The sequence below is a fragment of the Alteromonas sp. 5NW40-0090 genome (genome assembly GCF_057552975.1).
Window position 1 is genome coordinate 303,673 of record NZ_BAAJLT010000003.1, and the last position, 25,823, is coordinate 329,495.

General features: G+C 43.9%; 20 protein-coding genes and 3 tRNA genes. 15 read left to right on the forward strand and 8 right to left on the reverse strand.

All coding sequences use genetic code 11. The annotated features are described in order from the left end of the window. Window positions 1-16: 16 nt before the first annotated feature. The 3 genes from AC27KT_RS05330 (at window position 17) to AC27KT_RS05340 (ending at window position 4,044) form a co-directional block, all read left to right on the forward strand. Window positions 17-1,198 (forward strand): acetyl-CoA C-acyltransferase, encoded by a 1,182-nt coding sequence (locus tag AC27KT_RS05330; RefSeq protein ID WP_487128024.1) that lies wholly within the window; start codon window positions 17-19, stop codon window positions 1,196-1,198. Window positions 1,199-1,207: 9 nt separating this feature from the next. Further along, on the forward strand, window positions 1,208-3,007 hold the full coding sequence (locus AC27KT_RS05335) for an acyl-CoA dehydrogenase C-terminal domain-containing protein (RefSeq protein ID WP_487128026.1): 1,800 nt from the start codon (window positions 1,208-1,210) through the stop codon (window positions 3,005-3,007). A gap of 152 nt (window positions 3,008-3,159) precedes the next feature. Next, window positions 3,160-4,044 (forward strand): alpha/beta fold hydrolase, encoded by an 885-nt coding sequence (locus AC27KT_RS05340; RefSeq protein ID WP_487128028.1) that lies wholly within the window; start codon window positions 3,160-3,162, stop codon window positions 4,042-4,044. A gap of 94 nt (window positions 4,045-4,138) precedes the next feature. Here the strand turns inward: AC27KT_RS05340 and AC27KT_RS05345 are convergent, their stop codons facing one another. From AC27KT_RS05345 to AC27KT_RS05360, 4 genes are all read right to left on the reverse strand, one after another. Further along, window positions 4,139-4,537, reverse strand: a complete 399-nt coding sequence (locus AC27KT_RS05345) for a DUF3718 domain-containing protein (RefSeq protein ID WP_474872798.1) — start codon at window positions 4,535-4,537, stop codon at window positions 4,139-4,141. Window positions 4,538-5,094: 557 nt separating this feature from the next. Then, entirely contained in the window at window positions 5,095-5,493 is a 399-nt protein-coding gene (locus AC27KT_RS05350) for a DUF3718 domain-containing protein (RefSeq protein ID WP_039224045.1), read from the reverse strand. A gap of 338 nt (window positions 5,494-5,831) precedes the next feature. Further along, on the reverse strand, window positions 5,832-6,788 hold the full coding sequence (locus AC27KT_RS05355) for a sugar-binding transcriptional regulator (protein ID WP_487128031.1): 957 nt from the start codon (window positions 6,786-6,788) through the stop codon (window positions 5,832-5,834). Next, on the reverse strand, window positions 6,781-7,476 hold the full coding sequence (locus AC27KT_RS05360) for an HAD family hydrolase (protein ID WP_487128033.1): 696 nt from the start codon (window positions 7,474-7,476) through the stop codon (window positions 6,781-6,783). The genes AC27KT_RS05355 and AC27KT_RS05360 overlap by 8 nt, the downstream gene beginning before the upstream one ends. Window positions 7,477-7,934: 458 nt before the next feature. Here AC27KT_RS05360 and AC27KT_RS05365 point away from each other — a divergent pair, with 458 nt between their 5' ends. Then, the gene (locus tag AC27KT_RS05365) at window positions 7,935-9,650 is read left to right on the forward strand and encodes a purine-cytosine permease family protein (protein WP_487128035.1); all 1,716 of its coding nucleotides are present in this window, start codon (window positions 7,935-7,937) and stop codon (window positions 9,648-9,650) included. Between the two features lie 10 nt (window positions 9,651-9,660). Then, on the forward strand, window positions 9,661-11,178 hold the full coding sequence (locus tag AC27KT_RS05370; RefSeq protein WP_487128037.1) for a mannitol dehydrogenase family protein: 1,518 nt from the start codon (window positions 9,661-9,663) through the stop codon (window positions 11,176-11,178). Between the two features lie 151 nt (window positions 11,179-11,329). Here the strand turns inward: AC27KT_RS05370 and AC27KT_RS05375 are convergent, their stop codons facing one another. Beyond that, a complete protein-coding gene (locus AC27KT_RS05375) occupies window positions 11,330-11,722 on the reverse strand; it encodes a DUF3718 domain-containing protein (protein ID WP_039224051.1) in 393 nt (130 codons plus the stop codon). Between the two features lie 159 nt (window positions 11,723-11,881). Next, a complete protein-coding gene (locus tag AC27KT_RS05380; RefSeq protein ID WP_474872801.1) occupies window positions 11,882-12,784 on the reverse strand; it encodes a LysR family transcriptional regulator in 903 nt (300 codons plus the stop codon). A gap of 231 nt (window positions 12,785-13,015) precedes the next feature. Here AC27KT_RS05380 and AC27KT_RS05385 point away from each other — a divergent pair, with 231 nt between their 5' ends. Beyond that, entirely contained in the window at window positions 13,016-13,465 is a 450-nt protein-coding gene (locus AC27KT_RS05385; RefSeq protein ID WP_487128040.1) for a MaoC family dehydratase, read from the forward strand. A gap of 181 nt (window positions 13,466-13,646) precedes the next feature. On the opposite strand, the gene AC27KT_RS05390 is transcribed toward AC27KT_RS05385, so the two are convergent. Together AC27KT_RS05390 and AC27KT_RS05395 are read right to left on the reverse strand one after the other, a co-directional pair. Then, a complete protein-coding gene (locus AC27KT_RS05390) occupies window positions 13,647-13,811 on the reverse strand; it encodes an entericidin A/B family lipoprotein (RefSeq protein ID WP_487128042.1) in 165 nt (54 codons plus the stop codon). Between the two features lie 17 nt (window positions 13,812-13,828). Further along, window positions 13,829-14,812 (reverse strand): mechanosensitive ion channel family protein, encoded by a 984-nt coding sequence (locus AC27KT_RS05395; protein WP_487128044.1) that lies wholly within the window; start codon window positions 14,810-14,812, stop codon window positions 13,829-13,831. Window positions 14,813-15,231: 419 nt separating this feature from the next. Here AC27KT_RS05395 and AC27KT_RS05400 point away from each other — a divergent pair, with 419 nt between their 5' ends. From AC27KT_RS05400 to nusA, 9 genes are all read left to right on the forward strand, one after another. Then, complete coding sequence (locus AC27KT_RS05400; protein ID WP_487128046.1) at window positions 15,232-17,937, forward strand: TonB-dependent receptor; 2,706 nt, start codon at window positions 15,232-15,234, stop codon at window positions 17,935-17,937. A 195-nt stretch (window positions 17,938-18,132) separates the two neighbouring features. Beyond that, window positions 18,133-18,435, forward strand: coding sequence for a 4a-hydroxytetrahydrobiopterin dehydratase (locus AC27KT_RS05405; protein WP_487128048.1), 303 nt, complete (start codon window positions 18,133-18,135; stop codon window positions 18,433-18,435). A 203-nt stretch (window positions 18,436-18,638) separates the two neighbouring features. After that, window positions 18,639-18,715: transfer RNA gene (locus AC27KT_RS05410), tRNA-Met, on the forward strand. Window positions 18,716-18,768: 53 nt separating this feature from the next. Beyond that, window positions 18,769-18,845 (forward strand) — tRNA-Met (locus tag AC27KT_RS05415). A gap of 53 nt (window positions 18,846-18,898) precedes the next feature. Continuing rightward, a tRNA-Met gene (locus AC27KT_RS05420) sits at window positions 18,899-18,975 on the forward strand. Window positions 18,976-19,159: 184 nt separating this feature from the next. Beyond that, window positions 19,160-22,495, forward strand: coding sequence for an MHYT domain-containing protein (locus AC27KT_RS05425; protein ID WP_487128050.1), 3,336 nt, complete (start codon window positions 19,160-19,162; stop codon window positions 22,493-22,495). A 14-nt stretch (window positions 22,496-22,509) separates the two neighbouring features. Beyond that, on the forward strand, window positions 22,510-23,511 hold the full coding sequence (locus tag AC27KT_RS05430; RefSeq protein WP_487128052.1) for a response regulator: 1,002 nt from the start codon (window positions 22,510-22,512) through the stop codon (window positions 23,509-23,511). Between the two features lie 301 nt (window positions 23,512-23,812). Further along, the gene (gene rimP, locus AC27KT_RS05435) at window positions 23,813-24,271 is read left to right on the forward strand and encodes a ribosome maturation factor RimP (RefSeq protein ID WP_014949254.1); all 459 of its coding nucleotides are present in this window, start codon (window positions 23,813-23,815) and stop codon (window positions 24,269-24,271) included. A gap of 45 nt (window positions 24,272-24,316) precedes the next feature. Next, window positions 24,317-25,813 carry a transcription termination factor NusA gene (nusA, locus tag AC27KT_RS05440; RefSeq protein WP_039224077.1) on the forward strand — a complete coding sequence of 499 codons (1,497 nt, stop codon included), beginning with the start codon at window positions 24,317-24,319 and terminating at the stop codon, window positions 25,811-25,813. The last annotated feature ends 10 nt before the right edge of the window (window positions 25,814-25,823 follow it).

The window sequence follows — 25,823 nt, forward strand, 5'->3', positions numbered from 1 at the left end:
TGAAAGGAACATGAAAATGCGCGATGCAGTAATCGTAAGTACAGCACGTACGCCAATCGGGCGCGCTTATAAAGGTGCACTGAACAATTTACCAGCCCCTTCTTTAGGTGGCCATGCTATTCAAAACGCAGTAGCACGCGCAGGGATCGACCCAGCCAGTGTCGATGACGTGGTAATGGGCGCAGCATTAACCCAAGGCAGTGGCGGCATGAATATTGGCCGCTTGGCTGGCTTGGCTGGAGGTTTACCCGTTACTGTGGCGGGTATGACGCTCGACCGCCAATGCAGTTCTGGCATGTATGCCATTGCTACCGCAGCGAATTCAATTCGTACAGGCGATACCAACATTATGGTTGCGGGTGGCTTAGATTCAATCTCTTTAGTACAAAACAAAAATATGAATATGTTTCGTGCAGTAGACCCTGCACTGGTTGCTAAGCACAAAGATATTTACATGCCGATGCTACAAACTGCGGAAGTGGTGGGTAAGCGCTACAACATTAGCCGTGACGTACAAGACGAATACGGGTACCAAAGCCAAATGCGCACAGCAGCGGCTCAAGAAGCGGGCAAGTTTGATGATGAGATTGTACCTATTACAGCAACGCAAGCCTTATTTAATAAAGAAACAGGTGAAACCTCTGAGCGAGAAGTGACTTTGTCGAAAGACGAGGGCAATCGCCCAGAAACAACCCTAGAGGGGCTTAAAGCACTTAACCCAGTGATAGAAGGTGGTTGTATTACCGCAGGTAATGCAAGCCAGCTTTCTGATGGAGCCAGCGCGACAGTGATTATGGATGAGCACTCAGCTGCAAAAGGTAATACTCAGCCTCTTGGTATTTATCGCGGTATTGCAGTGGCAGGCTGTGAGCCAGATGAAATGGGAATTGGCCCAGTTTTCGCCATTCCTAAGCTATTAAAGCAACATGGATTAACCATGGACGATATCGGTCTATGGGAGCTTAACGAAGCGTTTGCGGTACAAGTACTGTATTGCCGCGATAAGTTGGGCATTCCAGACGAATTATTAAACGTAAACGGCGGTGCCATTTCTATTGGTCACCCATACGGCATGAGCGGTGCTCGCATGGTGGGTCACGCACTCATCGAAGGTAAACGACGCGGTGCGAAATATGTTGTTTGCACCATGTGTATCGGTGGCGGCATGGGCGCTGCTGGTCTATTTGAAGTAATATAGGTATTGGGTATGGAAGGTTATAAAGCTCCTCAACGTGACGCCATGTTTGTAACACATGAGCTACTAGATTATCAAAATCACTATCAAAAACTGGGTTTCGACGAAGCCTCGGAAGACCTAGTTTCGGCGATTTTCGCTGAAGCGGCTAAGTTTTCTGAAAACACGCTTGCACCTATCAACGCGTCTGGCGATGAAGAAGGGTGTAAGTGGGTTGACGGAGAAGTCACTACGCCAAAAGGGTTTAAAGAAGCTTATCAAACCTATGTTGACGGTGGTTGGCCGAGTATGTCGCACCCAGAAGAGTACGGTGGCCAAGCGCTTCCTTATTCGTTGTCTTCTATTATTGCTGAGTGGTTCTCTGGTGCCAACCACTCGTGGGCGATGTACCCTGGTCTTAGTCAGGGCTGTATGGAAACCCTTAAAGCTCACGGCACGGAACTGCAGCAAAAAATGTTTCTTGAAAAGCTGATCAGCGGTGAGTGGACAGGCACAATGTGCCTGACTGAAGCACACTGTGGCTCAGACTTAGGTATGTTGAAGTGCCGCGCTGAACCGCAAGAAGATGGTACGTACAGTTTAACGGGCACAAAGATTTTCATCTCTGCTGGTGAACACGATATGTCTGAAAATATTGTACACATTGTGTTAGCTCGCTTGCCTGACGCACCAGAAGGTACCAAGGGTATTTCTTTGTTCGTTGTGCCTAAATTCAATGTCTCTGAAGACGGTGAAAAGCAAGACCGCAATGCGGTGAGCTGCGGAAGCATAGAACACAAAATGGGTATTAAAGCCAGCGCAACCTGTGTGATCAATTTCGATGGCGCAAAAGGTTATTTGATAGGCCCACCTAACCGTGGTCTAAACTGTATGTTTACCTTTATGAACACGGCGCGTATTGGCACAGGCCTTGAAGGCTTAGCTGCGTCTGAGGCGGCCTTCCAAGGCGCGTTACGCTACGCAAAAGATCGTATCCAGTTCCGTTCATTGACTGGCCGAAAAAACCCAGAAGGCCCGGCAGATCCCATTATTGTGCATCCTGATGTACGTCGTATGCTATTAACTCAAAAAGCGTTTGCTGAAGGCAACAGAGCGTTAGCGGCGTACTGTATGCAAATGGTAGACGTTACGCTTTACAGCGATGATGCGGCCGAAAAGCAAGTTGCTGATGCAAAGCTTGCTTTCTTAACGCCTATCGTTAAAGCGTTTTTGACCGAAACAGCACAAGAGTCAACGAGTTATGGCATGCAGGTGTACGGCGGTCATGGCTTTATTAAAGAATGGGGCATGGAGCAGCTTGCGCGGGATACACGCATTTGCACTATGTACGAAGGAACTACTGGTATTCAAGCGGTAGACTTACTGGGTCGCAAAGTAATGGGCTCTAACGGCGAGCTTCTGAATGTATTTGTACAAGAAGTTCGTGACTACTGTAACTCACTTCGTGACAACGCACAGTTTAGTGCTTGGACTAATGCTCTAAATTCTCACCTTGACGAATGGCAGCAGATTACTATGGACATCGGTAAAGCTGCGGCATCGAACCCAGATGAAATTGGTGCAGCGTCTGTCGATTACCTAATGTACTCAGGCTACGTTACCGTTGCTTACTTCTGGCTAAAAATGGCTGTGAAGGCGCAAGAACAGCTTGATGCAGGTAGCACCGAAACCGAGTTTTATAAGAGTAAAATCTTAACAACGGGCTTCTACTTTGACCGTTTGTTAACCCGCACTCGCTCGCTTGTTTCAGCTATGCAGTCAGGTGCAGACAACCTAATGTCTATGCCAGAGAGCATGTTCGCTATCGAATAGTGACATAAAAGCCAGACACGTGCGTTAAGAAAAGGTGCACTAAAGGCCGAGAAAATAATGTAGCCGGGAAAATGATTTAAACAGTAATCATCGGATACCTTATTTTGCTCGGCTTTTTTGTTTATTAAAATCACATAGAGGAAGTGAGCATATTGGTTGATTCCAAATACGCAATGGTTGATGGGACCTCCATTCATTATTTATCCCGAGAAGAAAAGGGCGCCGAGAACCTTTTAGTTATTATGCTGCATGGCTTCCCGGAGAACGCGCGCACGTGGGAAGCGTTAATGGCGCTGCTGCCGACATCACTAGACATCATTGCTCCAGATTTGCCGGGTTATCATTTATCAAGCCCACTACCCAATGAAAAAGATTACCAAGTCCCATTGCTTATTGGACGAATGGCCGCGTTTATCGAGAAAGTTAAAAAAGGCCGACAAGTTATTTTGTTTGGGCACGATTGGGGTGGGGCGATAGCGTGGCCATTAGCCGCTTTTCACCAGACATTAATTAGTAAACTCATTATTGTAAATGCTGCGCATCCATCTTGTTTTACACATGCGATTAAGACCTCTTCTATGCAAAGAGAAAAGAGCCAGTATATCTCTACGCTAATTGGTAAGAACGCAGAGCGCATGCTTTTAAAAACGGACTTTCAACTATTGAAAGACATGATAGGGAACTGCCTTTTTGAACGAGAAACAAGCTACTCAAAAGCGTTACTCAACGATTGGCGCCAGCCTGAAATTCTCAATGCAATGCTCAACTATTATCGGCAAATGCCACAACATGTGCCTCAAAAAAATGTATCTAAAAAGGTGTTAGATAGTATTCGTATACCCGAGATATTTATTCACTGCCCAACGCTACTATTATGGGGAGAGCAGGATGATGCATTTGATTTAAGCGTAATAGATAAAATTGAAGACTATGTTCCGCTGATTACAAAGCGGTTTAATCCGAGCGGGTCGCATTGGTTACACAGGGAAAAGCCTGAATGGGTACAAAAAGAAGTGATAGATTTTTTAAGGGCTTAGAATGGGGTGAGGCCCCTAAAAGGGGCCTCCAGTGCGGCGTCCTGCCGCTACCATGTTGAACCGGTGTATCACATGGTGTGACTAAATTGTTGTATTAAATTCTGCCGTCAAGCTCAGCTGAAATAGGTGAACTTTGAAGACCTTGCTCAGCAATCCAAGCTTGTAGGGTTTTGCCGTCTGACTCTGGCTGAGCCAAATCTTTACTTGGCATTTTCTTCACAAGAAGCGTACCCACTTCAACCGCATTATTAGTTAGAGCGGTGCGAATAAGGCTTTGGCCGTTACAAGAAATGCCAGAGTAGTAGTCGCGAAGCTTTAGTTTGTAGTCTGACTGCACGCTACGCATTTTCTTGCGAAGTTCGCCTTTGTCATCGGCTTGAACAATTGTGCAAATGTTTGCTAGCGCTTCGTTGATGTCATTAGCCTGAGCTGCGTTAGAGAAAGCTAAAGTAGATGCCGCAATTACTAGAGAAGTTTTAACGATTTTCAACATGGTTAAATTCCTTCGGTTGTTGTTATTGAGATTGTGTTTGTTCGTTGAGATGTATTAAACCTTAATCTAAGTGGCTGAAAAACATATCGTAAAATAACAAGGTATACCAAAGTATACTTATTGCTGGGAATTTCGATTCTAAAAGGTAAGCCAAAGTGCTTTTTCTACTTGGTTCACTGCGGATAACTCAAAAGCGGGGGAATGGTAATGCTCCGTACGTTTACCCGTTGATAGCTTTTCACCTTCAAGGCCTTTAAAAGAAAGTATCAAAGCTAATGATAACTGTGCTTAAAGGTTATCACTCTCTAATCGAGACTTAACATCTTTGTAATCGCAGCGTTTTACCGCAGGGACAGTCGGTTCTAGATCAAGTTGACACAACAAAAAGTCTAGACATATTTAGACTCGCCCTTGGGGAGAGGGCTGGCAATTATCTGTGCGGTTCGGTAGCAGCATGGCCACAGAAAATAAAAAAGGCCCCGTAGCAGTGGGGCCTCTCAGTGCAGCATTCGCTGCTACCATGTTGAATCGATTCACATGGCAATGTGAAAGAGGTATTAAATTCTGTCGTTTAGCTCAGCTGAAATTGGTGAGCTTTGTAGACCCTGCTCAGCAATCCACGCTTGTAATGTTTTACCGTCAGCTTCTGGTGCTTGTAGATCTTTACTTGGCATTTTCTTAACAAGCAATGTACCAACTTCAACAGCATTGTTTGAAAGTGCAGTTCTTATTAAGCTTTGACCGCCACAAGATATACCTGAGTAGTAATCGCGAAGCTTAAGTTTGTAGTCTGATTGCACACTACGCATTTTTTTGCGCAATTCACCCTTATCATCTGCTTGAACGATAGTACAGATGTTAGCTAGCGCTTGGTTGATATCATCTGCTTGTGCCGTGTTAGAGAAAGCCAAAGAAGATGCTGCAATTACTAGTGAAGTTTTAACGATTTTCAACATGGTTAAATTTCCTTCGTGTGTTTTATTAGTCGGTTTGTTTGTTCGGGACTAATTAAAAAACAACCAAGATGATTAAAAAACATTCACTCAAATAACTAAGTATATTGGTTAATACCTTATACTAAAGGTGTAAATAGATTGGAGTGTGCTATAGCCTTTAGTATTAAAGGGCTAAGAGGGAAGAGCTCCCGGCAAAGTGGCTGCTTGAAAAGCCATCAAAAAAAGCACAAAAAACAGTATTGAAGTTGTTTTTTTATTTTTATAACAAGCAAAAGAGGGCTGTTGTCTGTATTTTTCACGCAACACGATAGGTATGTGATGCCCATTGATTACCGCGTTTACAAGCCAAGTAACGCAGACGCTGTGCGCTCTGTTGTAATAAGCCCGTTTAAGAACTTAGAGCGAAGTGCGCCTCTTATTGCTTTAAATTTATTGTCGCCCGCTGCTACACCGATTACGGGTTTCTCTGGCGTTGCTTTTAACTTAAAGCTGGTCACTCTTTCATTGATATCGCATTTTATAAGTGCGCCTTCTTCGTTGAATATCCAGCTGATTATTTCGCCACTCGCGCCAGAATCAGCCAGTACGCCTAGTTCGTCGTCATCAATAAATCCGTCTTTGTACAGTGGCGAAACGCTACCTAAATTTCCGATACCAACGAAACTAATATCCGCCTGTTCTGCTAGTGTATGTATACGGGAAATGTGTTGTTGTTGCTGCCAAATCTCTCGCTCGTTTTTACAAGACGCGATAACTGGTGTTGGCATAGGATAATGCTGGGCTTTTACTCGGTCGGCAACATGAACAGCCACATCATAACGAGTCGCCTCTCCGTTTTCGGCAATATTGCCCACTAATGACACTATTTTATGTTGAGGGCAGTGAAGAATAGATAATTCATCTGCACATGCACGAAGTACTCGTCCTGTGCCAAAGGCAATTGTCTGTGGCGTATCAAATTTAAGGGCACGTTCTATGGCTGCAGCGCCAGCTTGGCCGAGACCCTGTGTGGAGTTAGGGTCGTCGTCAACGTTAGGTACCACTTCGCATAACGTAAGCCCAAATTTTTCTTTAACGCCTTGCGCCAGTTCCATGCATCTGGCTATGGGGTGCTCTAAGCGCACCTTAACCAAGCCCTCAGACATCGATAATGCTACAAGACGCTGAGCACTTTGCCGCGATGTCTTAAGTGTTTTCGCAATTTCATCTTGTGTTTTGCCCCCAACGTAATACATCCATCCTGCTCTTGCGGCTTCATCTAGCTTGTTGAGTTCGTTTTGTGCTTTCTTACTCATTTATTTTTCTCGCGTTAAAAAGATCAGGAATCTGAGAGTTGAATTCGTCCCATGAATTTAGCGTATTGGTTTTGGATGAAAAATTGGTTTCTCTACGGTCAAGTAAATGTGTGCCGCCTTTATAATGGAAGTAAGGCATTTGGGCTGCTATTGCGGCGGCTAAACCAGGTTTTGAATCTTCAATAACTAAGCAGTTCTGGGGTTTGATATTCATTTTTTTAGCAGCGTACAAAAACAAGTCTGGGGCTGGTTTGCCTTTCTCTACCATAGATCGCGTAAAAATGCGCCTGTCAAAGTAAGAGAGAAGCTCTGTACTATTAAGTGCTTTTATTGTTCTTTCAAGTGAACTGCTGGTCGCGACGCAGTATAAAACGTTTAGTGCTTGAAGGTTTGATAATACATCAGTAATACTGGGTGTTCTTTGTAACGAGTCCTCAAACTTTTTAAAGAGCAACGCCTGAAAATCCGCTTTTATTGCTGTAGTCAGCTCAAGAGAAAAATCCTTATTCACTACCCATTCTACGTGTTCCATACTCTTGCCAAGGAAATGTTCAATAAAATATTGCTTAGTTAATGAAACGCCGTAGTTTGTTAGCACTTCCTGCCAAGATTCCATGGATAGCACTTCGCTATCAATAAGCACACCATCACAATCAAAGATTACGAGTTCCACGGTAGTTGGTTGCAAAGAGTGTTTTTCCTTTTAATGACTGCTACTAAGTAGAGGGTATCCGTGGCAAACCCGAATAAACCTCTCTACGTCAGGTTTATACGTTTACAGTGAAGTAACGTGAACATTTGCCTAAGTGTAAAGTAATTGATGCTTTACTTTCTACCTTTTGAGAAAGATTCATTAGGAATGATTAAAAGAACCCGTCTAGGCGTCCAATTTATTAACAATCATGTAAGTGCCAACCCCCGTAAGTTCTACATCATACCCGTCCTAATGCGCAATCGTGGCAAGAAATAGCAAATCTATAAGTGTTAAAAGTATGCCTAAACGACACATTGTTTTGTTAATAGGTGTTTACAATTCCATTTCCCTATGCAAATATTCACGCAAATGAGTAATGTCCCAGAGCATGAGCGAATGCCCATGTAAGTGATTTGACTAAGGGGCTAACACCTACAACACGAGATTTGAAGATGAAGTCAACGTCGAGCGATATTGATATTTCACAAGTAAGCGATGAACAATTGCCCGTCGCTAAACATAAGTTAAAAGGCTGGAAACATTTCATGGGCTTATATGCCGGTGAGCATGTTGCCGCCACTGAGTTTGTGTTCGGTGCAACCTTTGTTGCACTTGGCGCATCCATGACCGACATTTTGTTGGGCTTACTCATCGGTAACTTACTCGCCGTTTTAAGCTGGACGCTAATTACTACGCCTATCGCAGTAGAAACCCGTTTAAGCCTGTATTCTTACCTTCAGAAAATAGCCGGCGATTCGATGACCAAGCTCTATAACTGGGCAAATGTGGTTATTTTTACAGTGATATCAGCCGCAATGATAACTGTATCGGCAACAGCCGTGCGTTTTGCGTTAAATATACCTGCACAGTTAAATTGGTATCCAACAAATCTAGCCTTTGTTGCCGTGGTATTTGCTGTGGGCGTCATTGTTGTTTTTGTCGCCATGTATGGGTTTAACGCCGTATCCGATTTCTCTCGTATTTGTGCACCGTGGTTGTTCACCATGTTCATTTGCGGTCCGCTTGTTCTTATGCCTGCGCTTGCTGAGTCTGTAATAGGGCAAACGTTTTTAACATCGTGGGATGACTTTATGCATATCGGTAGTACATCGGTATGGACGGGGTTAACCCAAAGCGGTGAACCAGGTATTGGTTTACTAGAAGTTATTGGCTTCTCGTGGGCAGCAAATACCATAACGCATTTTGGTCTTATTGATATGGCGCTGCTGCGTTTTGCTAAGCGCAAACGCTACGGTCTTTGCACATCTGCGGGCATGTTATTCGGTCACTATGTTGCTTGGATTTCAGCAGGTATCATGGGCGCAGGAACAGCGGTTATTGTACAAAAATCTATCGTTGAGTTAGACCCAGGTGACGTGGCTTTCCATGCATTAGGTTTGTCTGGGCTCGTCATCGTTATCGTGGCCGGCTGGACTACGGCAAATGCTAACCTTTACCGTGCTGGGCTTGCGGCACAAGCTATTTTTAAAGATAAATCACGCACTAAAACCACTGCGATTGTTGGTATGGTTACAGTTGTCATTGCGTGCTTCCCATTCGTATTCACTAAATTATTGCCGCTGTTGACATATGCAGGGTTACTGGTGGTTCCCGTAGGCGCAATTGTGTTTGCTGAACACATGATTTTCCCTCGTATTGGGTTTACACGTTATTGGGCGCATTACCAAAGCCTTACTCACAGTACACCAGCGGTAGCTAGCTGGGGGCTGGGGCTTGTGTTCGGTTTTGGTCTGAATGCTTTAGATGCTATGTCTTTCTACTATTTATTTATACCTACGTGGTTCTTTACCATCGCTGTGTATATCGCTCTTGCCGCGAAATATGGCGCAAAGAAAACATATCCCGAGCAAGAAGCACAATTAAATGCTTTTGATGCCCGTGTTGAAGCACATCAGCAGCGAGAAGCAGATTTAGCAAGTGATCACGTTGAAGATATCAGCGCCGTTTCTAAACTATTGCGCTTAACTTCATTGGCTAGCTTGGTTGTTTCTATAGCACTGGCATTTAAAACATTTTCTTTTAGTGACACGCTCACTGTGTATGAGTGGAACCGAGATTTATTCTTCAACATTGGTTTCGCGTGCACGGTTATCTATTTCGTTACTGCTTATTGGGCGATGCGTCGCCAAAAAGCGCTACAAAGCTAATAAGGTTCTTATGCAATCTCAAACGTCTATTTTATTGAACAGAGCAAACTTATCGTTGTTACCCAATGACGTTAAGCGTCCAGCTTATGATGTGGAGAATGTTCAAACAGGTATTGTTCACATTGGTGTGGGTGGTTTTCATCGTGCGCATGAAGCCATGTACGTAGACAGATTGATGGCAAAAACCGGCGATTTGTCGTGGGGTATTTGCGGTGTCGGCCTTCGCGAAAATGACCGTGCCATGAAAAAAGTGTTCGACGACCAAGATAACCTGTATACCTTGGTTGAAAAGCACAATGACGGCGCTCGCAGTGCATCAGTGATTGGCGCAATGACAGGTTTTTTAATGGCGCCGGACGATCCGCAAACAGTCATTGAAAAAATGGCTGCGCCTGAAGTACGCATCGTATCTTTGACTATTACAGAGGGTGGATACAACTTTGATGGGGCTACAGGGGAGTTCATTACCACGAACTCCGATGTAATTCACGACATTGAAAACCCCAAACAACCTAAGTTGGTTTTTGGTTATCTAGTTGCTGCGCTTAAAAAGCGTAAGGAAAGCAATATTAAGCCGTTTACTGTTATGTCGTGTGACAATATCCAACATAACGGTCATGTGCTTAAGAAGATGTTGCTTGCATACATAGAGTTGTTCGATCAATCGTTTGCGACCTGGGTAAATGAAAACGTAAGTTTTCCTAACTCGATGGTAGATAGAATAACGCCAGCAACAACCAGCGAGGATATCGCTACTTTAGAAGCTCATGGCGTAAAAGACAGTTGGCCAGTGGTATGTGAACCTTTCGACCAATGGGTTATTGAAGATGACTTCTGTAACACCAAGCCTTCTTTCGACATTGTTGGCGCACAATTCGTAAACGATGTGGCGCCTTACGAAAAGCTTAAGCTACGCATGCTTAATGCGGGGCATTCTGTGTTGGGACTAGTTGGTTCGGTTGCTGGCCTTAGTACTATTCATGAAAGCGTAGAAGCGGTGCAGCTTAAGCAGCTACTGTCTGTTTTCATGGAAAAGGAAGTCATGCCGACGTTAGATAAGGTTGAAGGGATTGATGTATTTGATTACCGCGATAAGTTACTTTCGCGATTTTCAAACCCTTTCATAAAAGATACGCTGGCACGTATTTGCCTTGAAAGTTCTGCCAAATTACCGGTATTTCTACTGCCAACAGTAAGAGATAACCTAGCTGCGGGGCGTGACGTAAGCATTAGTGCGCTAGTCGTAGCCTGCTGGGCATATTACTCTGACAAGCATGCGTCGCAAGATGGGAAACCTCTGGAAATCAACGACGTTCTAGCTGACAAGCTACATAAAGCAGCAAAAGAAAATGAAGTTAATGCGCTTAGCTTTCTTAAAATAGATGAGGTGTTTGGTGAATTAGCTAAAAATGAAGTGTTTGCAGGTTGCTACCAGTCTCATTTAGAGCGCATATATCAAAGCGAGCCTGTGCTTTTGTTAAGTGAAGAACTTGCTAAATCCAAGCTTGCTATGGCTAAAGCCAGTTAGTCAGTCAAAGTTAGCTGAAATGAAAAGAGGGTAGTGCGCTACCCTCTTTTTTTGTGTCTGCCACAAAGAAAAAAGCGACCCGAAGGTCGCTTCTTAAAGTGCAGATTTCTCTGCAACCATGTTGAACTGGTTCACATGGTGTGAAATTGTTTTACAGTCGGTCGTTTAGCACCGCTGCAATTGGGTTATCCTGTAAGCCGTTTTCGGCAACCCAAGCCTGTAGCGTTTTACCGTCAGCTTCAGGTGCCTGTAAATCGCTCTTTGGCATTTTCTTAACCAGCAATTCACCTGCTTCTACAGCATTGTTCAAAAGAGCCGTGCGGATAAGGCTATTTCCACTGCAGCTAATACCTGAGTAATAGTCTTTTAGCTTCATGCGGTAGTCTGACTCTACAGAACGCATTTTTTTACGTAATTCGCCTTTATCGTCGGCTTGTACAATAGTACAAATGTTTGCAAGCGCCTCGCTCACATCAGCCTGTGCCACGCCCGATACACCTAGTGTCGCCGCGATAACAAGAGAAGCTTTAACGATTTTCAACATGGTTAATTCCTCAAGTATTTTAAATGTTTATTTGCTCGTTCGGGCTTAATTAAACGCAAAAAATTAATTTTTGGAAATGATGGGAGTGATACTTAGGTATGAGGTTTTATAACCATGTTTGATTCAAAAAGAACGCCCTAATGGGGCGTTCTTTTTAAGCTAGTGAGGCTTGAAGTTACTTGCTACTTCCATTATTTGTTCGCGCATCCACATGTGTGCGTAGTCGTGGTCTGCACTGACGTGCCAATACAAATAGTACTCTACTGCAGGTAGATCGAATGGCATTTCATAAATGGCAAGGTCGTAGTGTTTTGCCAAGTGAAATGGTAAACACGCTATTAAGTCTGTTTTAACAATGGTACTCGGCACCGTTAAAAAGTGTTGACCACGCATTACCTCTTTTCTTCTTTTGCCCATTTTGTCTAGCGCTATATCAATAGGGCCTGCACCTGATTTACGTTGAGACACGTTAATATGACCCAAGCGCAAAAATGTATCTAAGTCTAAGCCGTTTTTTAGAGCAGGGTGGTTTTTGCGAGCAAGTACTACAAACCTGTCTTGTGCGATTTTCTCTTTGCAAAGGTGAGGGTCAGTGAACGTAGATGCATCAGCAAAAAAATCTAATGTACCCGCTGCCATAGCAGATACTACTTGGCTTCTAGGTATCTCATAGTTGGTCAAGCCAATGTTGGGCGCTAGATTCTGAAGGCGAGCAACCAATCGGGGCATAATACTAGCTTCAAGTAAATCTCTGCTTGCAAAATTGAAAGACTTCTCGGCAGTTAAAGGGTCAAACGTGTGACTTTCCTGAACGCTTTTACGCAACAATGCCAATGCTTGACGCGCAGGCACAATAATGTTTTGGGCTACAGGTGTTGGTGTCATGCTGTGACCAGTACGAACAAACAAGGGGTCGTTTAACATTTCTCGTAGTCTTGCGAGAGAGTTGCTTACTGCTGGTTGAGTAATACACAAGACATCTGCTGCCTTGGTTAAGCTTCCTGCCGTATAAATGGCGTCGAATACTGCAAAAAGGTTCAAATCGATTCTATTGAGATTCATAACTAATCCTTTAAGAGCGAGTGCCCTGAACATAGCCAATAGATGAAGAGGCACTAGTTTGCACCACAGTGCTTTTGGCTAACACTTTGATGACATGCTACATAGCATCTACGAATAATTTACGTTAGTGTAACAAGAATATTTATAAATACCTATTATTAAAAGTTAATTGAAGTATTCAACTAAATAATAGTAGTTTTGTCGTTAATAAACGGAGATTGGACTGAAATTATGAAGACACTTTTAGATTTAGCGATAGGTGATGCACTTGCGCAACCCGAATGGTTAACAGTAACACAGGACATGATTAATCAATTTGCAGATGCAACAGGCGACCATCAGTGGATTCATCTAGATTCGGTTAGGAGCGAAAATGAAAGTCCATTTAAAACGACTATTGCTCACGGCTTTCTCACTGCCAGTCTTATGCCTAAAGCATTCGCAGAGGTTATTGCCCCAAGTGAACGCATCGCATCAATGATTAACTATGGAATAGATAAGCTACGCTTTCTTGAACCGGTCAAGAGTAACGACGCAGTTAAGTATCAATTTAAACTCGTCGATGTTAGCGAAAAGCCACAAGGCAAGCTGTTTAAAGTTGAGGCGAGTTGTTTGTTGAAGTCAAGTGGTAACCCTGCGCTGGTTGGAGGGTTTCTCATGCTAGCGGTGCTCAAGCCCTAATGACGGGATAACGTTTAGCAGTGTGAGAGCATGTCTATTGCTATGCGTTACACAAAAGACAGAGCAAGTATCACCCTAAAAAATAGGTGCTGTTGTAAGTGGTAACCTACAGAAATGTAAAAGCCTGATGCGTTACTCTGTTAAAAAGCATCAGGCTAATCTTACATAAGCAAATTAAAGCTTAATTAGACGCTTCCTCAGCACCTTCTTCTACTGCTTCACCAGCGCTTTGGATATCTTTGCCGGCGCCTTCAATGGTTGCGCAGCCGCCTAAGATTCCAAAACTTGCTGTGATAATCATAGCTAAGAAAGCGTGTTTAAGTGATTTTGAATCTAATATTTTCATTTGTATCTCCTTTTACTTTACTCGTTCCCAGGTTGATCTGGGGTGTCACCTGCTTTTACATCAGACTGCTGACTTGATGAATTTGAATTGTTGCTAGTACTTTTCGCATTGTGATCTTTCAGCATGGCATTAAGTTTGTCTCCGCCTTTGGCATTAAAGTCCAAAGTCCTAATTGGGAACGGAATAAGAATATCGTTGTCTTCAAGCACCGTTTTGATTGTATTGATGGCGTCGTGTCTAACCATCATAAAACCTGGCTCGCCTGGGTAGCGGATCCAAAACCACAGCAATAAATTAATACTAGAGTCGCCAAATGATTCTGCATACACGGCAGTTTCATCTTTTTTGATCACATAATCTTTATCGTTCATTGCGTTGGTAATAACGTTAGCTGCTGTCTCGATATCGTCGGCATAAGAAATCCCGACTGGGATCTCTATCCTTCGATACCCTAAACTGGAGTAATTTGTCAGTATATTTCGGAATAAAATTTTGTTAGGGATAACTTCAAGTTGGCCATAGAAGGTCTCGACGAGAGTATTTCGAAGATTAATTTCTTTCACATTTCCAAAGACACCCTCCGCCTCAATGACATCGCCGATTTCGAAGGGCTTTCTGATCCCCATTGCTATCCCAGCTATAAAATTTTCTGTCATATCCTGGAAAGCAAAACCGACGGCCAGTCCAACAATACCCGCACCTGCAAGCAATGAAGTAACTGTGCCTTTGAGCCCGACAAAATCTAGCGCTATAAATATGCCGGCCAAGAGTACAATGGATTTGATAATTGAAGTGAGGAGACCGGCAATTTGACGCGACTCAAACGTGCGCCGCATTAACTTGCCAACAACGTTACCTACCACCTTTGCGATAACGCCGAACAATATGGCAATTAGAAAGGCGACGACTAGATTAGGAAGGAGAGTGATTGCACCTTCTATCCAGCTTTCAAGCTTCGAACTTAGCAGCTTATACACCTCATCTACCTTTGGAAAATCCATAACCCTCATTACCATTTACTTAGTTATAACTAAGCTGATTCAAGAATTGTTCCGTAAAACAAAATTCTCAAGTTACTGATTTTTATAAATTAAGTTTTTAATGTGGCCTTTGCTGAAAATGCAAAAGTGAATAAATTACGCACACAGAGAAACATCTTCTCACTACGCTTTTTAGAAACTCTGACTGAGGCATTGGATTCTATAGCCTTAAGTCTATCTGGTCTGACCATGTGTAAAATTAATGTAAACATATTATTCACAATAAATTTACAAAAATAAAATTCGAGCATAGTATCAATCATGTAGGTAGACATTCTGTCATCTTCAAACAATAACAACACGAAATCGAACAGCCTGTTGCTAGCGGAAAGTGTGGGTAGTAGTGCCGGTAGTGATAAGCCCAGATTTGGAATCACACTATGAAATTAAAAACGCGTAAGACAGCAGTTGCCGCTATGGTCGGTACTGCGTTATTTTGCTCTCCTTTTATCGCATCAGCCCAAGAATCTGACGTTGAATCTGAGCAAGATGCCAAGAAAGACGTTGAACTTATTCTCGTTACCGGAAGTTTTGTTCGCAGAAGCGAAAACTTTGAATCTCCTTCGCCGCTAGCGGTTGTTGACAGCGTTGCAATTGACGCGATCGGCGCTAAAAATATCGCCGACATCACACAGACGCTAACCATCAATACAGGTGCTGAGAACAACCCCGATGCCTTCACGCAAAATGCCACCGCGGGAACCTCCAATATCAACCTACGTGGTTTAGGCGTGGCATCAACCTTGGTTCTTCTCAATAACAAACGTCAAGTTGTTACTGCACAGCCAACCAACGAAGGCTTAAATTTCGTTGATACAAGCTCACTTGTACCCATGATAGCCATCGATAGAATGGAAGTGGTAAAAGACGGTGCTTCTGCTTTATACGGCTCAGACGCCGTGGCGGGTGTAGTTAACTTCATAACGAAACGTAACTATGACGGCGCAATGGTAACGGTCGACTATCAAGATGGCGCGCACGGCGATAACAAAGAATATATTTTACAAGGTCTATGGGGTGCAACAGGGGATAATGGTAGCGTGCTCGCTGCTATCAGTTACACCAATCGTTCACCATTATTTCTTAGCGATAGACGCCTGAGCCGTCCACAAGACGACACCAGTGCATTAGGTAACCCTGGCTCTTTCTTTTTAAATATTCCCGGCGCAGGTCCTTTGCCAATAATTGACCCTTATGGCTGTGAAGAATTTGGTGGCGCACCAAACTTGCTAGCGCCAAGCGGCACAATTCCAGGTTTAGAGGTTGGTTTTTGTGGTTTTGATTTCGGTAAGTTCTATTCTTACGTAGCTGATGAAAGTAGAACAAATGCCTACGTGCGCGCCGACTATGAATTTGATAATGACATTACTTGGACTGCTGAATTCAGTACGGCCAGAAACCGTGCCGAGCGCGGCGGCGCGCCGAGCTTTCCTATTCTGACTTCGCCCATCGTTCCTGACTATCACCCTCAGAACCCTTTTGGCCAGTCAGTGGCATTTTTTGGTCGTGCTGAAGGTAACGGTTTCCCTGGTGACCCAGCTAACACAGAATCAGATACCTTACGCTTTAGCACAAGTTTACAGGGTGTCACTGACTCAGGTTTCTGGGAAGTGAGCTATACGCGTGCGGTGAATGATTTTGTATTTAGAGTACCTGATGTACTCAATACTGAGTTCCAGCTTGCGCTTTATGGCCTTGGTGGTTCAAATTGTGACCCAATTGCTGGTTCTCCAGGTGTAGGTGACTGTCAGTTCTTCAACCCATTTGCGACATCTTATACATCCGCACCAAACTCTGAGTACGTAGTCAGTTCTTTTACCGGCACTGAGGTTATTGACTCGAAGGCAGATCTTGAAGTATTCGAAGCCTTCACATCGTTCGATGTATTTGAAATGGGCGGAGGCTTTGCGGCATTGGCACTTGGGGTTCAATATCGTGAAAATCAGCTTAGTCAAGACTATGATGATTTGGCCAACCAAGACAGCTTCACCTTCGTAATTGGTAACCCCGATATAGATGGTAGCCAAGATGTATGGGCAGCTTTCGGTGAGCTTGCATTGCCCATTAACGATGAGTTAGACGTACAGCTCGCTGTACGTTATGAAGACTACGGCGGCGCTATCGGCAGTACAGTTGACCCTAAACTGGCTATATCATGGCGCGCTACTGATGAGTTTTCATTACGCGGTTCAATATCGACATCGTTCAGAGCGCCAACGGTATTCTTAGCGCAAGGTGGCGCAACATCATTGCAGCAGCTTATTGATCCTGTGCAAGGAGCGACGGCGTTTGTGGCGGTAAGAACATCTGGTAATGAAGACCTGAAGCCAGAGGAGTCGACGGCATACAATATTGGTTTCTCGTATGAACCGTTCAGAGATTTTTCTGTTGAGCTGGACTATTGGAACTTTGAGTTTGAAGACCTGATCATTCAAGAAAACGCACAAGCTGTCCTTAATGAAGACCCGACTAACACTGACCGAGTAATTCGAGCGGGTGACCCGGTGTCAGGTCCGGTACTTCAGGTTAATAACACCTACGTTAATGCAAGTTCATTGGAAACGTCAGGTTTAGACTTCGTTACCAGTTACAAAATTGAAACAGACTTTGGTAACTTTACGCCTACATTAAATGCAACTTATATTACGAAATATGACTTGATGGACCCACAAGCGGGCAACATTGATGGCGCTGGACGTCGCAACTTCAACAACATTGGTGTTTCTTCACCTGAATTACGAGCTAATTTAGGGTTAGCGTGGCAAAATGATATTCATGCTGCGAATATATTCCTTCGCTATATTTCATCATACGACGATGACCAAAACTGCGCAGACGGCACAGCAAACGTTGGAGGATGTTCTAGTGGCTTTTACGAGGTTGACAGTCACTTAACGGTAGATGCGCAATACAACATTGATTTAGGTGGTTTGTATGACACCGAGCAAAGTTACGTACTGACGTTGGGCGCGATCAACCTTTTTGACGAAGAGCCTCCACAACTGTTCACCAACAGTGGTTTTGACTCTAAGGTTCACGACCCTCGCGGCCGTCAAATCTATGCACGCTTAGCAATTGAGTTTTAATTAAGCGTTTAATGCAACATGCAGCCTGCCTTTGGCAATAGCCCCAAAGGCAGGCTTTTTTGTAAAGGATAGCCTCCACAGCATTTCTTATTTTATTTCTCTTAATTTTCCATTCTTAAAACCAATTTATTACATTATCGCGTAGACAGTATCTACAAATCGGTTAACTCACATATATTTATCAAGGAAAAAAGAATGGCAACGAAGCTATCTGCAAAAGAAATTAGTGAAAAATTAGATGCGCTCAATGCGTTGGCCTGTGATGACGCACTTTGGGAACAAAGTGGAGATACCATTAAAAAGACGTTTAAGTTTAAAAGCTTCATTCGTGCATTTGGATGGATGTCGCAAATCGCGATTTGGGCGGAAAAACTAAAACATCACCCTGAATGGTTCAACGTTTATAACAAAGTAGAGGTGACATTGACCACGCATGATGCTGATGGGCTCACTGAATTAGACTTTTCATTGGCTGAAAAAATGGAAAAATTCAAATAGACCGAATTAGAAATTGAAAATAAAGGACCTTAAGCGGGGGGAATTTGTACTAACTTTGCGCATCTTGGTTAATTAAACTGCTAACAGTCAGAAAAATGAAATATTTCTTATCTTGGCACTTGTGTTGACTAAGTCTCTATGTATAATACGCCCCACGTTGAAGCGAGGCACTAAACGCCACGTTTAAAGCGTATATTTTCTGGCGCGGGATGGAGCAGTCTGGTAGCTCGTCGGGCTCATAACCCGAAGGTCGTAGGTTCAAATCCTGCTCCCGCAACCACAGAAAATAACCAGAATTTCAAAGCGCTGCAAATGCAGGCTTTACCGTACAGTCGCGGGATGGAGCAGTCTGGTAGCTCGTCGGGCTCATAACCCGAAGGTCGTAGGTTCAAATCCTGCTCCCGCAACCAATTTAGAAAAACCAGAACAAAAAGTTTTGTTAACAAAAACTAAGCCGTACAGTCGCGGGATGGAGCAGTCTGGTAGCTCGTCGGGCTCATAACCCGAAGGTCGTAGGTTCAAATCCTGCTCCCGCAACCACATTTAGAACCCAGCATTAGCTGGGTTTTTTCTTTTCTAGCGCTAATGCACTTAAACATTTGCTGATTTGCACGGCAATTTGAATCAATTTCTACGAATTAATTAGAACACCCAACAAACGAGTGTGCTAAGTTAAGATCACGCCTCTATTAAAAATTAAATTAACAGGTAGTTTGGCCGCGTTATGATTTCTCGTTTTTTTACGTTCGAAGAGCACGCCACTTTAATTCAGGGGGCATATCATTTTCCTCTTGTTGTTTTATCTTTATTGGTAGCCGTGTTTGCGTCATTTATGGCGTTTAACGTTGCGGGGCAAGCTTCTGTTACTCACGACGCACTTCGACGAAATACGTTATTAGGAACAGGAAGTATCGCGCTTGGTGGTGGCATCTGGTCAATGCACTTTTTAGGTATGACAGCGTTTGATCTTTGCTTGCCGATAGATTACGACCCTTTAATTACCACACTTTCTGCCATTCCAGGTATCGCTGCAGCTTGGGTCGCGCTTAATCTTTTAGTTAAAACACGTATAAGTATCGCGGAAGTAATATTAGGCGGTGTATTGATGGGGGCTGGCATAGGTACCATGCACTACAGTGGTATGGCCGCAATGGAGATGGCGCCACTTCTTCGCTATGACATTGGTATGTTTGCACTGTCTATTGTGGTTGCCGTAGGCTTGGCAATGCTATCGCTGTGGATCAAGTTCGGTATAACAGCTGCAATCAAAAGCAGAAAGATGCTCGGCAAGCATGTATTACTAGCAAGTCTTGTTATGGGGGGAGCGATATCTGGTATGCATTATACAGGTATGGCAGCTGCTAGGTTCGTTCTGCCACCTGGGCTGGAGACGTCAAATCAGTCACCAGGTATCGCTGTTTTTCTCGCTATTTCAATCGCTATTGTTACCTTGGCACTGATTATTCTTGTTTTAGGCATTAGCCTACTATTCAAGTACCGCGATGTAATGATACGCGCCATTGAAAGTGAAAGAATTCAAAGTGCTATCACCGACACTGCCGTCGATGCCATCCTTACAGTAGATGATAAAGGTATTATTAAAACGGCTAATCCTGCTGTCGAGCAAATTTATGGATACACGCAACAGGAAATAGTTGGGATGCACGCCGCCGAAATGGTCCCCCATGAAAGGCGGCACTTATATGGTGATGACTTCTTTAGTCAGCGTGTGGTACCGACCGAACAAATAATAGGTGCTGGTAGAGAAGTTGAGGTGCTTCGTAAAGGGGGCGAACGAATTCCTGTTCGTCTAGGAGTGGGGTACACGAAAATAGACGGTAAGCCGGTATTTGTATCTTTTGCATCAGATCTTAGAAAACGAAAAGAAATGGAAGATGCGCTGCGTGAGAGTGAAGCCAAGTTTAGGAGCCTTATCTCAAATATTCCTGGTATGGCTTATCGCTGTTTAAGTATGCCAGGGTGGCCCATGGTGTTTATTAGTGATGCTGTAACAGAAGTAACCGGATACCCGCCTGAAGATTTCATACTGCCCAATCCTAAGCGCTCTTTCACAGATCTTTACCATCCTGATGACGTAGAGCGCCTTTCATCTATTAGTCCTGATGAAGGCGCCTTTTCATATGAATATAGAATCGTCGCAAAATCCGGAGAGGTGAAGTGGGTTATTGAGCATGGAGTACAGGTCAAAGACGATGATGGCATGGTGCTTTATGTTGACGGCTTCATATCTGATATAACACATCGAAAAGTGATGGAAAATGAATTAAAAGCGGCAAAGGAAAAAGCAGAGCAAGCTGCCGCTGCGCGTACCGCATTTCTTGCTAATATGAGTCACGAAATCCGTACGCCTATGAATGCAATAATAGGTTTTAGCGACCTTATGTTAGGAGAAGCGCTACGCGAAGAGCAAAAATCTCATCTAACTACAATAAACCGTTCCGCGCGTTCATTGCTGCATCTTCTTAACGACATACTTGATAGTGCGAAGTTAGATAAAGGTAAGCTTGATTTAGATTATCGCGATTTTCTTATTCGCGAAGAGTTGGATTTGGTAATTTCAACATTTTGGTTGGAGGCCAAACGCAAAAAAGTTGGACTTGTACTTAATGTCGATGATTCGGTAGCTAACGGATACAGAGGTGTACCGGAGCGAATGCGTCAGGTACTTAACAATCTTATAGGCAACGCCGTTAAATTCACTCACGAGGGTGAAGTGACTATCAATGTCAAAAGTGATGAAAAGTATGTGTATTTTGACGTGAAAGATACCGGCATTGGTATGACGCAAGAGCAAGTAGAAAGCGTTTTTGACCCGTTCTCTCAAGCAGATGCATCGATGAGTCGAAAGTACGGCGGCACGGGGCTGGGAACAACTATTTCCAAGCAGTTAGTTGAACTGATGGGCGGTAATATTTTTGCAACTAGCGAAAAAGATAAAGGAACGACCTTTACTTTCAGACTTCCTTTAGAAGTTGTAGAAATTGATGATTACGTATCTAGTGAGTTCTCATCGAAAGCTGCACGCATTGAAACCTCGTTAACCGCACTGGTTGTTGACGATGTGCAGCAAAACCTTGAGTTGCTTTCGTTGCTGCTAAAACGCGCTGGCCACAGTGTAGAAACGGCAACAGATGGACAGATTGCATTAGACAAAATGCGCGCTAAGCCGTTTGACGTGGTACTGATGGATTTACAGATGCCTAAGTTAGATGGCCTAGAGGCAGCCAAACAGCGTCGAGAGTTTGAAAAAGAAAATAGCTTACCACCTACGCCCATTATTGCGCTGACTGCTAGCGTATTAGTACAGGACAAACATGCCGCGCAGCAGGCGGGAATGGAAGGGTTCGCCAATAAGCCCGTCGATTTCCCTCAATTGATGGACGAGATTGCTCGCGTGCTTAACATTGATACGCTTCAGATCGACTCGGTGCCAGACACATTAGAAGTAAATGCCCCAGCATCTACGCTTAAAGTTGATAAAAACGTGTTGGATTTAAAGAAGGCCGTCGATTTATGGGGGAGTGAAGAGGCCGTCCTACAAGAGGTGGATAAGTTTTCTACTACCTGCAGGGACAAAGTCGACGACTTAATGGGGGCGGCAATTCGTGAAGACTATAAAGCGGTTGCTACACTTTCACACGGTTTAAAAGGTACATCGGGTAACCTCTGCTTAACCACCTTCTATCATACGACCAGGGAAATTGAAGCTCAGGCTGTAAAATCAGAGGTGAATATTGAAGACGTTAACCGTCTTCGTGATTCCTTAGATAAAATCGAGTTGATGCTTAGCGAATCGCCACTGTATGCCGAAAATGCCATTAATGAAAGTATCGATAATGCATTGCTGCTGAGTCATTTGGAGGCTATGCTCGATAGTGTAGAGCAAAACATGGTAGATGAAGATGAATTGTCATTTTTACGCGAGGTTGGGTGTTCTAGTCACAAAGAACAGATAACTCAAATTCTCTTAGATATCGATGATTTTGAGTTCGAGTTGGCGCATGAGCGCATCTCTACATTGATACAAGAATTAAAGTAGCCAAGAGACGCGGCATGTTAAACATTGAAATCACAAAACCTACTTTATTACTCGTTGACGATGAGCCAGTAAACCTAAGGGTTTTAAAGCAACTTCTCGCTAATGATTATCAGCTTATTTTTGCGAGAAATGGCGAAGAAGCGTTAAAGCTCACTGAGACTAGACAGCCAAATTTGATATTGCTTGACGTTATGATGCCAGGACTGACGGGTTTTGAAGTATGCCGCCAGCTTAAACAGCAAGCAGATACAAAGCACATCCCCGTTATATTCGTAACCGCCTTAAACGATGAACACGAAGAAACTGAAGGCTTCGAGGCGGGTGCGGTGGACTATATCACTAAGCCAATATCTCCGGCCATTGTAAAAGCACGGGTTAAAACTCACCTCAGTTTGGTACAGGCAGACGAACTACTGGATAGCCGCTTGCAAGTTGTTCAGCGTTTAGGAAGGGCGGCAGAATACAAAGATAATGAAACGGGTATGCATGTCATGCGCATGAGTCACTATGCTCGAGAACTAGCGCTAGCATATGGACTGACAGATAAACAGGCTGAAATTCTGCTTCATGCTGCACCGATGCACGACATCGGCAAAATTGGTATTGCTGATAGTATAATGTTGAAACCAGGGAAGCTCACTGACGAAGAGTTTGCCACCATGAAAAACCACCCTGAGATTGGTGCGGAAATCATTGGTGATTGCGGCGATTCTTTGTTGTTGAAAGTTGCAAAGTCTGTTTCGCTAACCCACCATGAAAAATGGGACGGGACGGGTTACCCCAATAGGCTTGCCGGTGAAGATATTCCCATTGAGGGGCGTATTTGCGCCATTGCTGATGTGTTCGATGCGCTCACGAGTAAACGTCCGTACAAAGACGCGTGGAGTATCGAAAAAACCATCGATTTTATGGAAAGTCAGAAGGGTAAACATTTTGAGCCAAAACTGGTCGAGTTGATGATAGAAATTATGCCCAAAATTCTCGACATAAAAGCCAAGTTTAAGGATGAGGACTAACGCGTATGCCTTTTCGCTGTTGCTTAATGCGCCGCCTAAACGTATAATGTGTCCATCAAGTGATGAGAGCGGGCTCCCTCATTAAAGGAAAGTAACGCACTCACCATTAGCAAGCTATCACCTATCGGTGGTTTTACCCATAAGTTTGCAACTGCCCTTGTTGGCAGGTATGGGTTCAGAATTTTAATAAAAGCCCCGCTAGTCCGGGGCTTTTTGTTGTATTAAAACCTGGAGTCAGCCTCGCTGAGCCGGGTGATGACAGGTGGGCTTTAGGCCCTTTTTTCGTTTTTGGAGGTTTGCATTGGCAAAACTTGAAGAGAAACTAACCGAAATGCTAGAGCCAGGTGTTGAAGCACTGGGTTTTGAGTTGGTTGGGATCGAGTTTGTACGAGCGGGGAAGCATTCTATTCTTCGCGTTTTTATTGATCATGAAAACGGTATTACCGTTGATGATTGTGCAGATGTAAGTCATCAGGTTAGCGCAATTTTGGACGTAGAAGATCCAATTAGCACTGAATACAACTTGGAAGTGTCATCACCGGGTATGGACAGACCGCTTTTCAAAGAGAAGCACTATATCGAGTCTGTGGGTGAAGTGGTTCAAATTCGTTTGTCTATGCCAATGGATGACAGACGTAATTTTAAAGGCAAAGTACTCGCGTGCGAAAATGGCATCGTAAGTATTGAAGTGGATGGCCAGCAGTTCCAGTTAGCTGTGGCGAATATCGAAAAAGGTAACGTTGTTCCCACGTTCGATTAACGGAACAGCTCTGCTTTCATCGACGAAAGCAAAAGAGAGGCGAAAATGAATAAAGAAATTTTGTTAGTGGCGGAAGCCGTTTCAAATGAAAAACAAGTGCCTAGAGAGAAAATTTTTGAAGCGCTAGAGTTTGCGATCGCTAGTGCAACAAAAAAGAAAAACGAAGGCGAAATTGAAGTTCGTGTAAGCATCGACAGAACGTCTGGTGACTTTGATACATTCCGTCGCTGGTTGGTTATCCCTGATGATCAAGAACAGGAAAACCCATTTGCTGAAATTACGATTTCTGCTGCACAAATCGACGAACCAGAGATACAACTCGGCGATTATGTGGAAGAACAGATTGAATCTATTAAATTCGACCGCATAACTACGCAGACCGCAAAGCAAGTGATTGTACAAAAAGTACGTGAAGCTGAGCGTCAGCAAATGATTGCTGAGTACGAAGACAAAGTAGGTGAGTTGGTTACAGGTACGGTTAAGAAAGTAAACCGCGACAACATCATCATCGACTTAGGCAACAACGCTGAAGGCGTTATCTATCGCGATGACATGCTTCCTCGTGAAACTTTCCGTCCGGGCGACCGTGTACGTGGTCTTCTATACGTTATCCGTCCAGAAGCCCGTGGCGCACAGTTATTTATTAGCCGTACGCACCCAGACATGCTAGTTGAACTATTCCGCTTAGAAGTGCCAGAAATTGCGGAAGAAACACTAGAAATTAAATCTGCTGCTCGTGACCCAGGCTCTCGTGCAAAGATTGCGGTTAAAACTAACGACAAACGCTTAGACCCAGTAGGTGCGTGTGTTGGTATGCGTGGTTCACGTGTCCAAGCTGTATCTGGTGAACTTGGCGGTGAGCGTGTTGATATCGTGTTATGGGATGAAAACCCAGCGCAATTCGTTATCAATGCAATGGCACCTGCTGAAGTTGCGTCAATTGTTGTTGACGAAGACAGCAACAGCATGGACGTAGCGGTTGAAGCAGACAACCTAGCTCAGGCAATTGGCCGCAGTGGTCAAAATGTTCGCCTAGCTAGCCAGCTTACAGGCTGGGAACTTAACGTGATGACGGTTGACGACCTCAACAAGAAACACGAAGAAGAAAACGCGAAGGTACTTGATCTATTTACTGCTGGTTTGGACATTGACGAAGAGTTTGCGTCTGTCCTGGTAGATGAGGGCTTTACAACGTTAGAAGAAGTGGCATACGTGCCTGCAAGTGAACTTCTAGCGGTTGAAGGGTTAGATGAAGAAATGGTTGAAGAGCTGCGCAACAGAGCGCGAGCTTTCCTAACCACGCGTGCACTGGCGAACGAAGAATCGCTTGAAGGTGCAGAGCCTACAGAAGCCTTATTAAATCTTGAAGGTATGAGTAAACACGTGGCCTATGTGTTGGCCAGCCGCGGTGTTACCGACCTGGAAGAATTAGCAGAACAAGGTACCGATGATATCAGTGATATCGATGAACTAGACGAAGAGAAAGCCGGTGCATTAATCATGGCGGCTCGTAATATTGTATGGTTCAGTGAAGAAGAGTAAGGTCAACAGG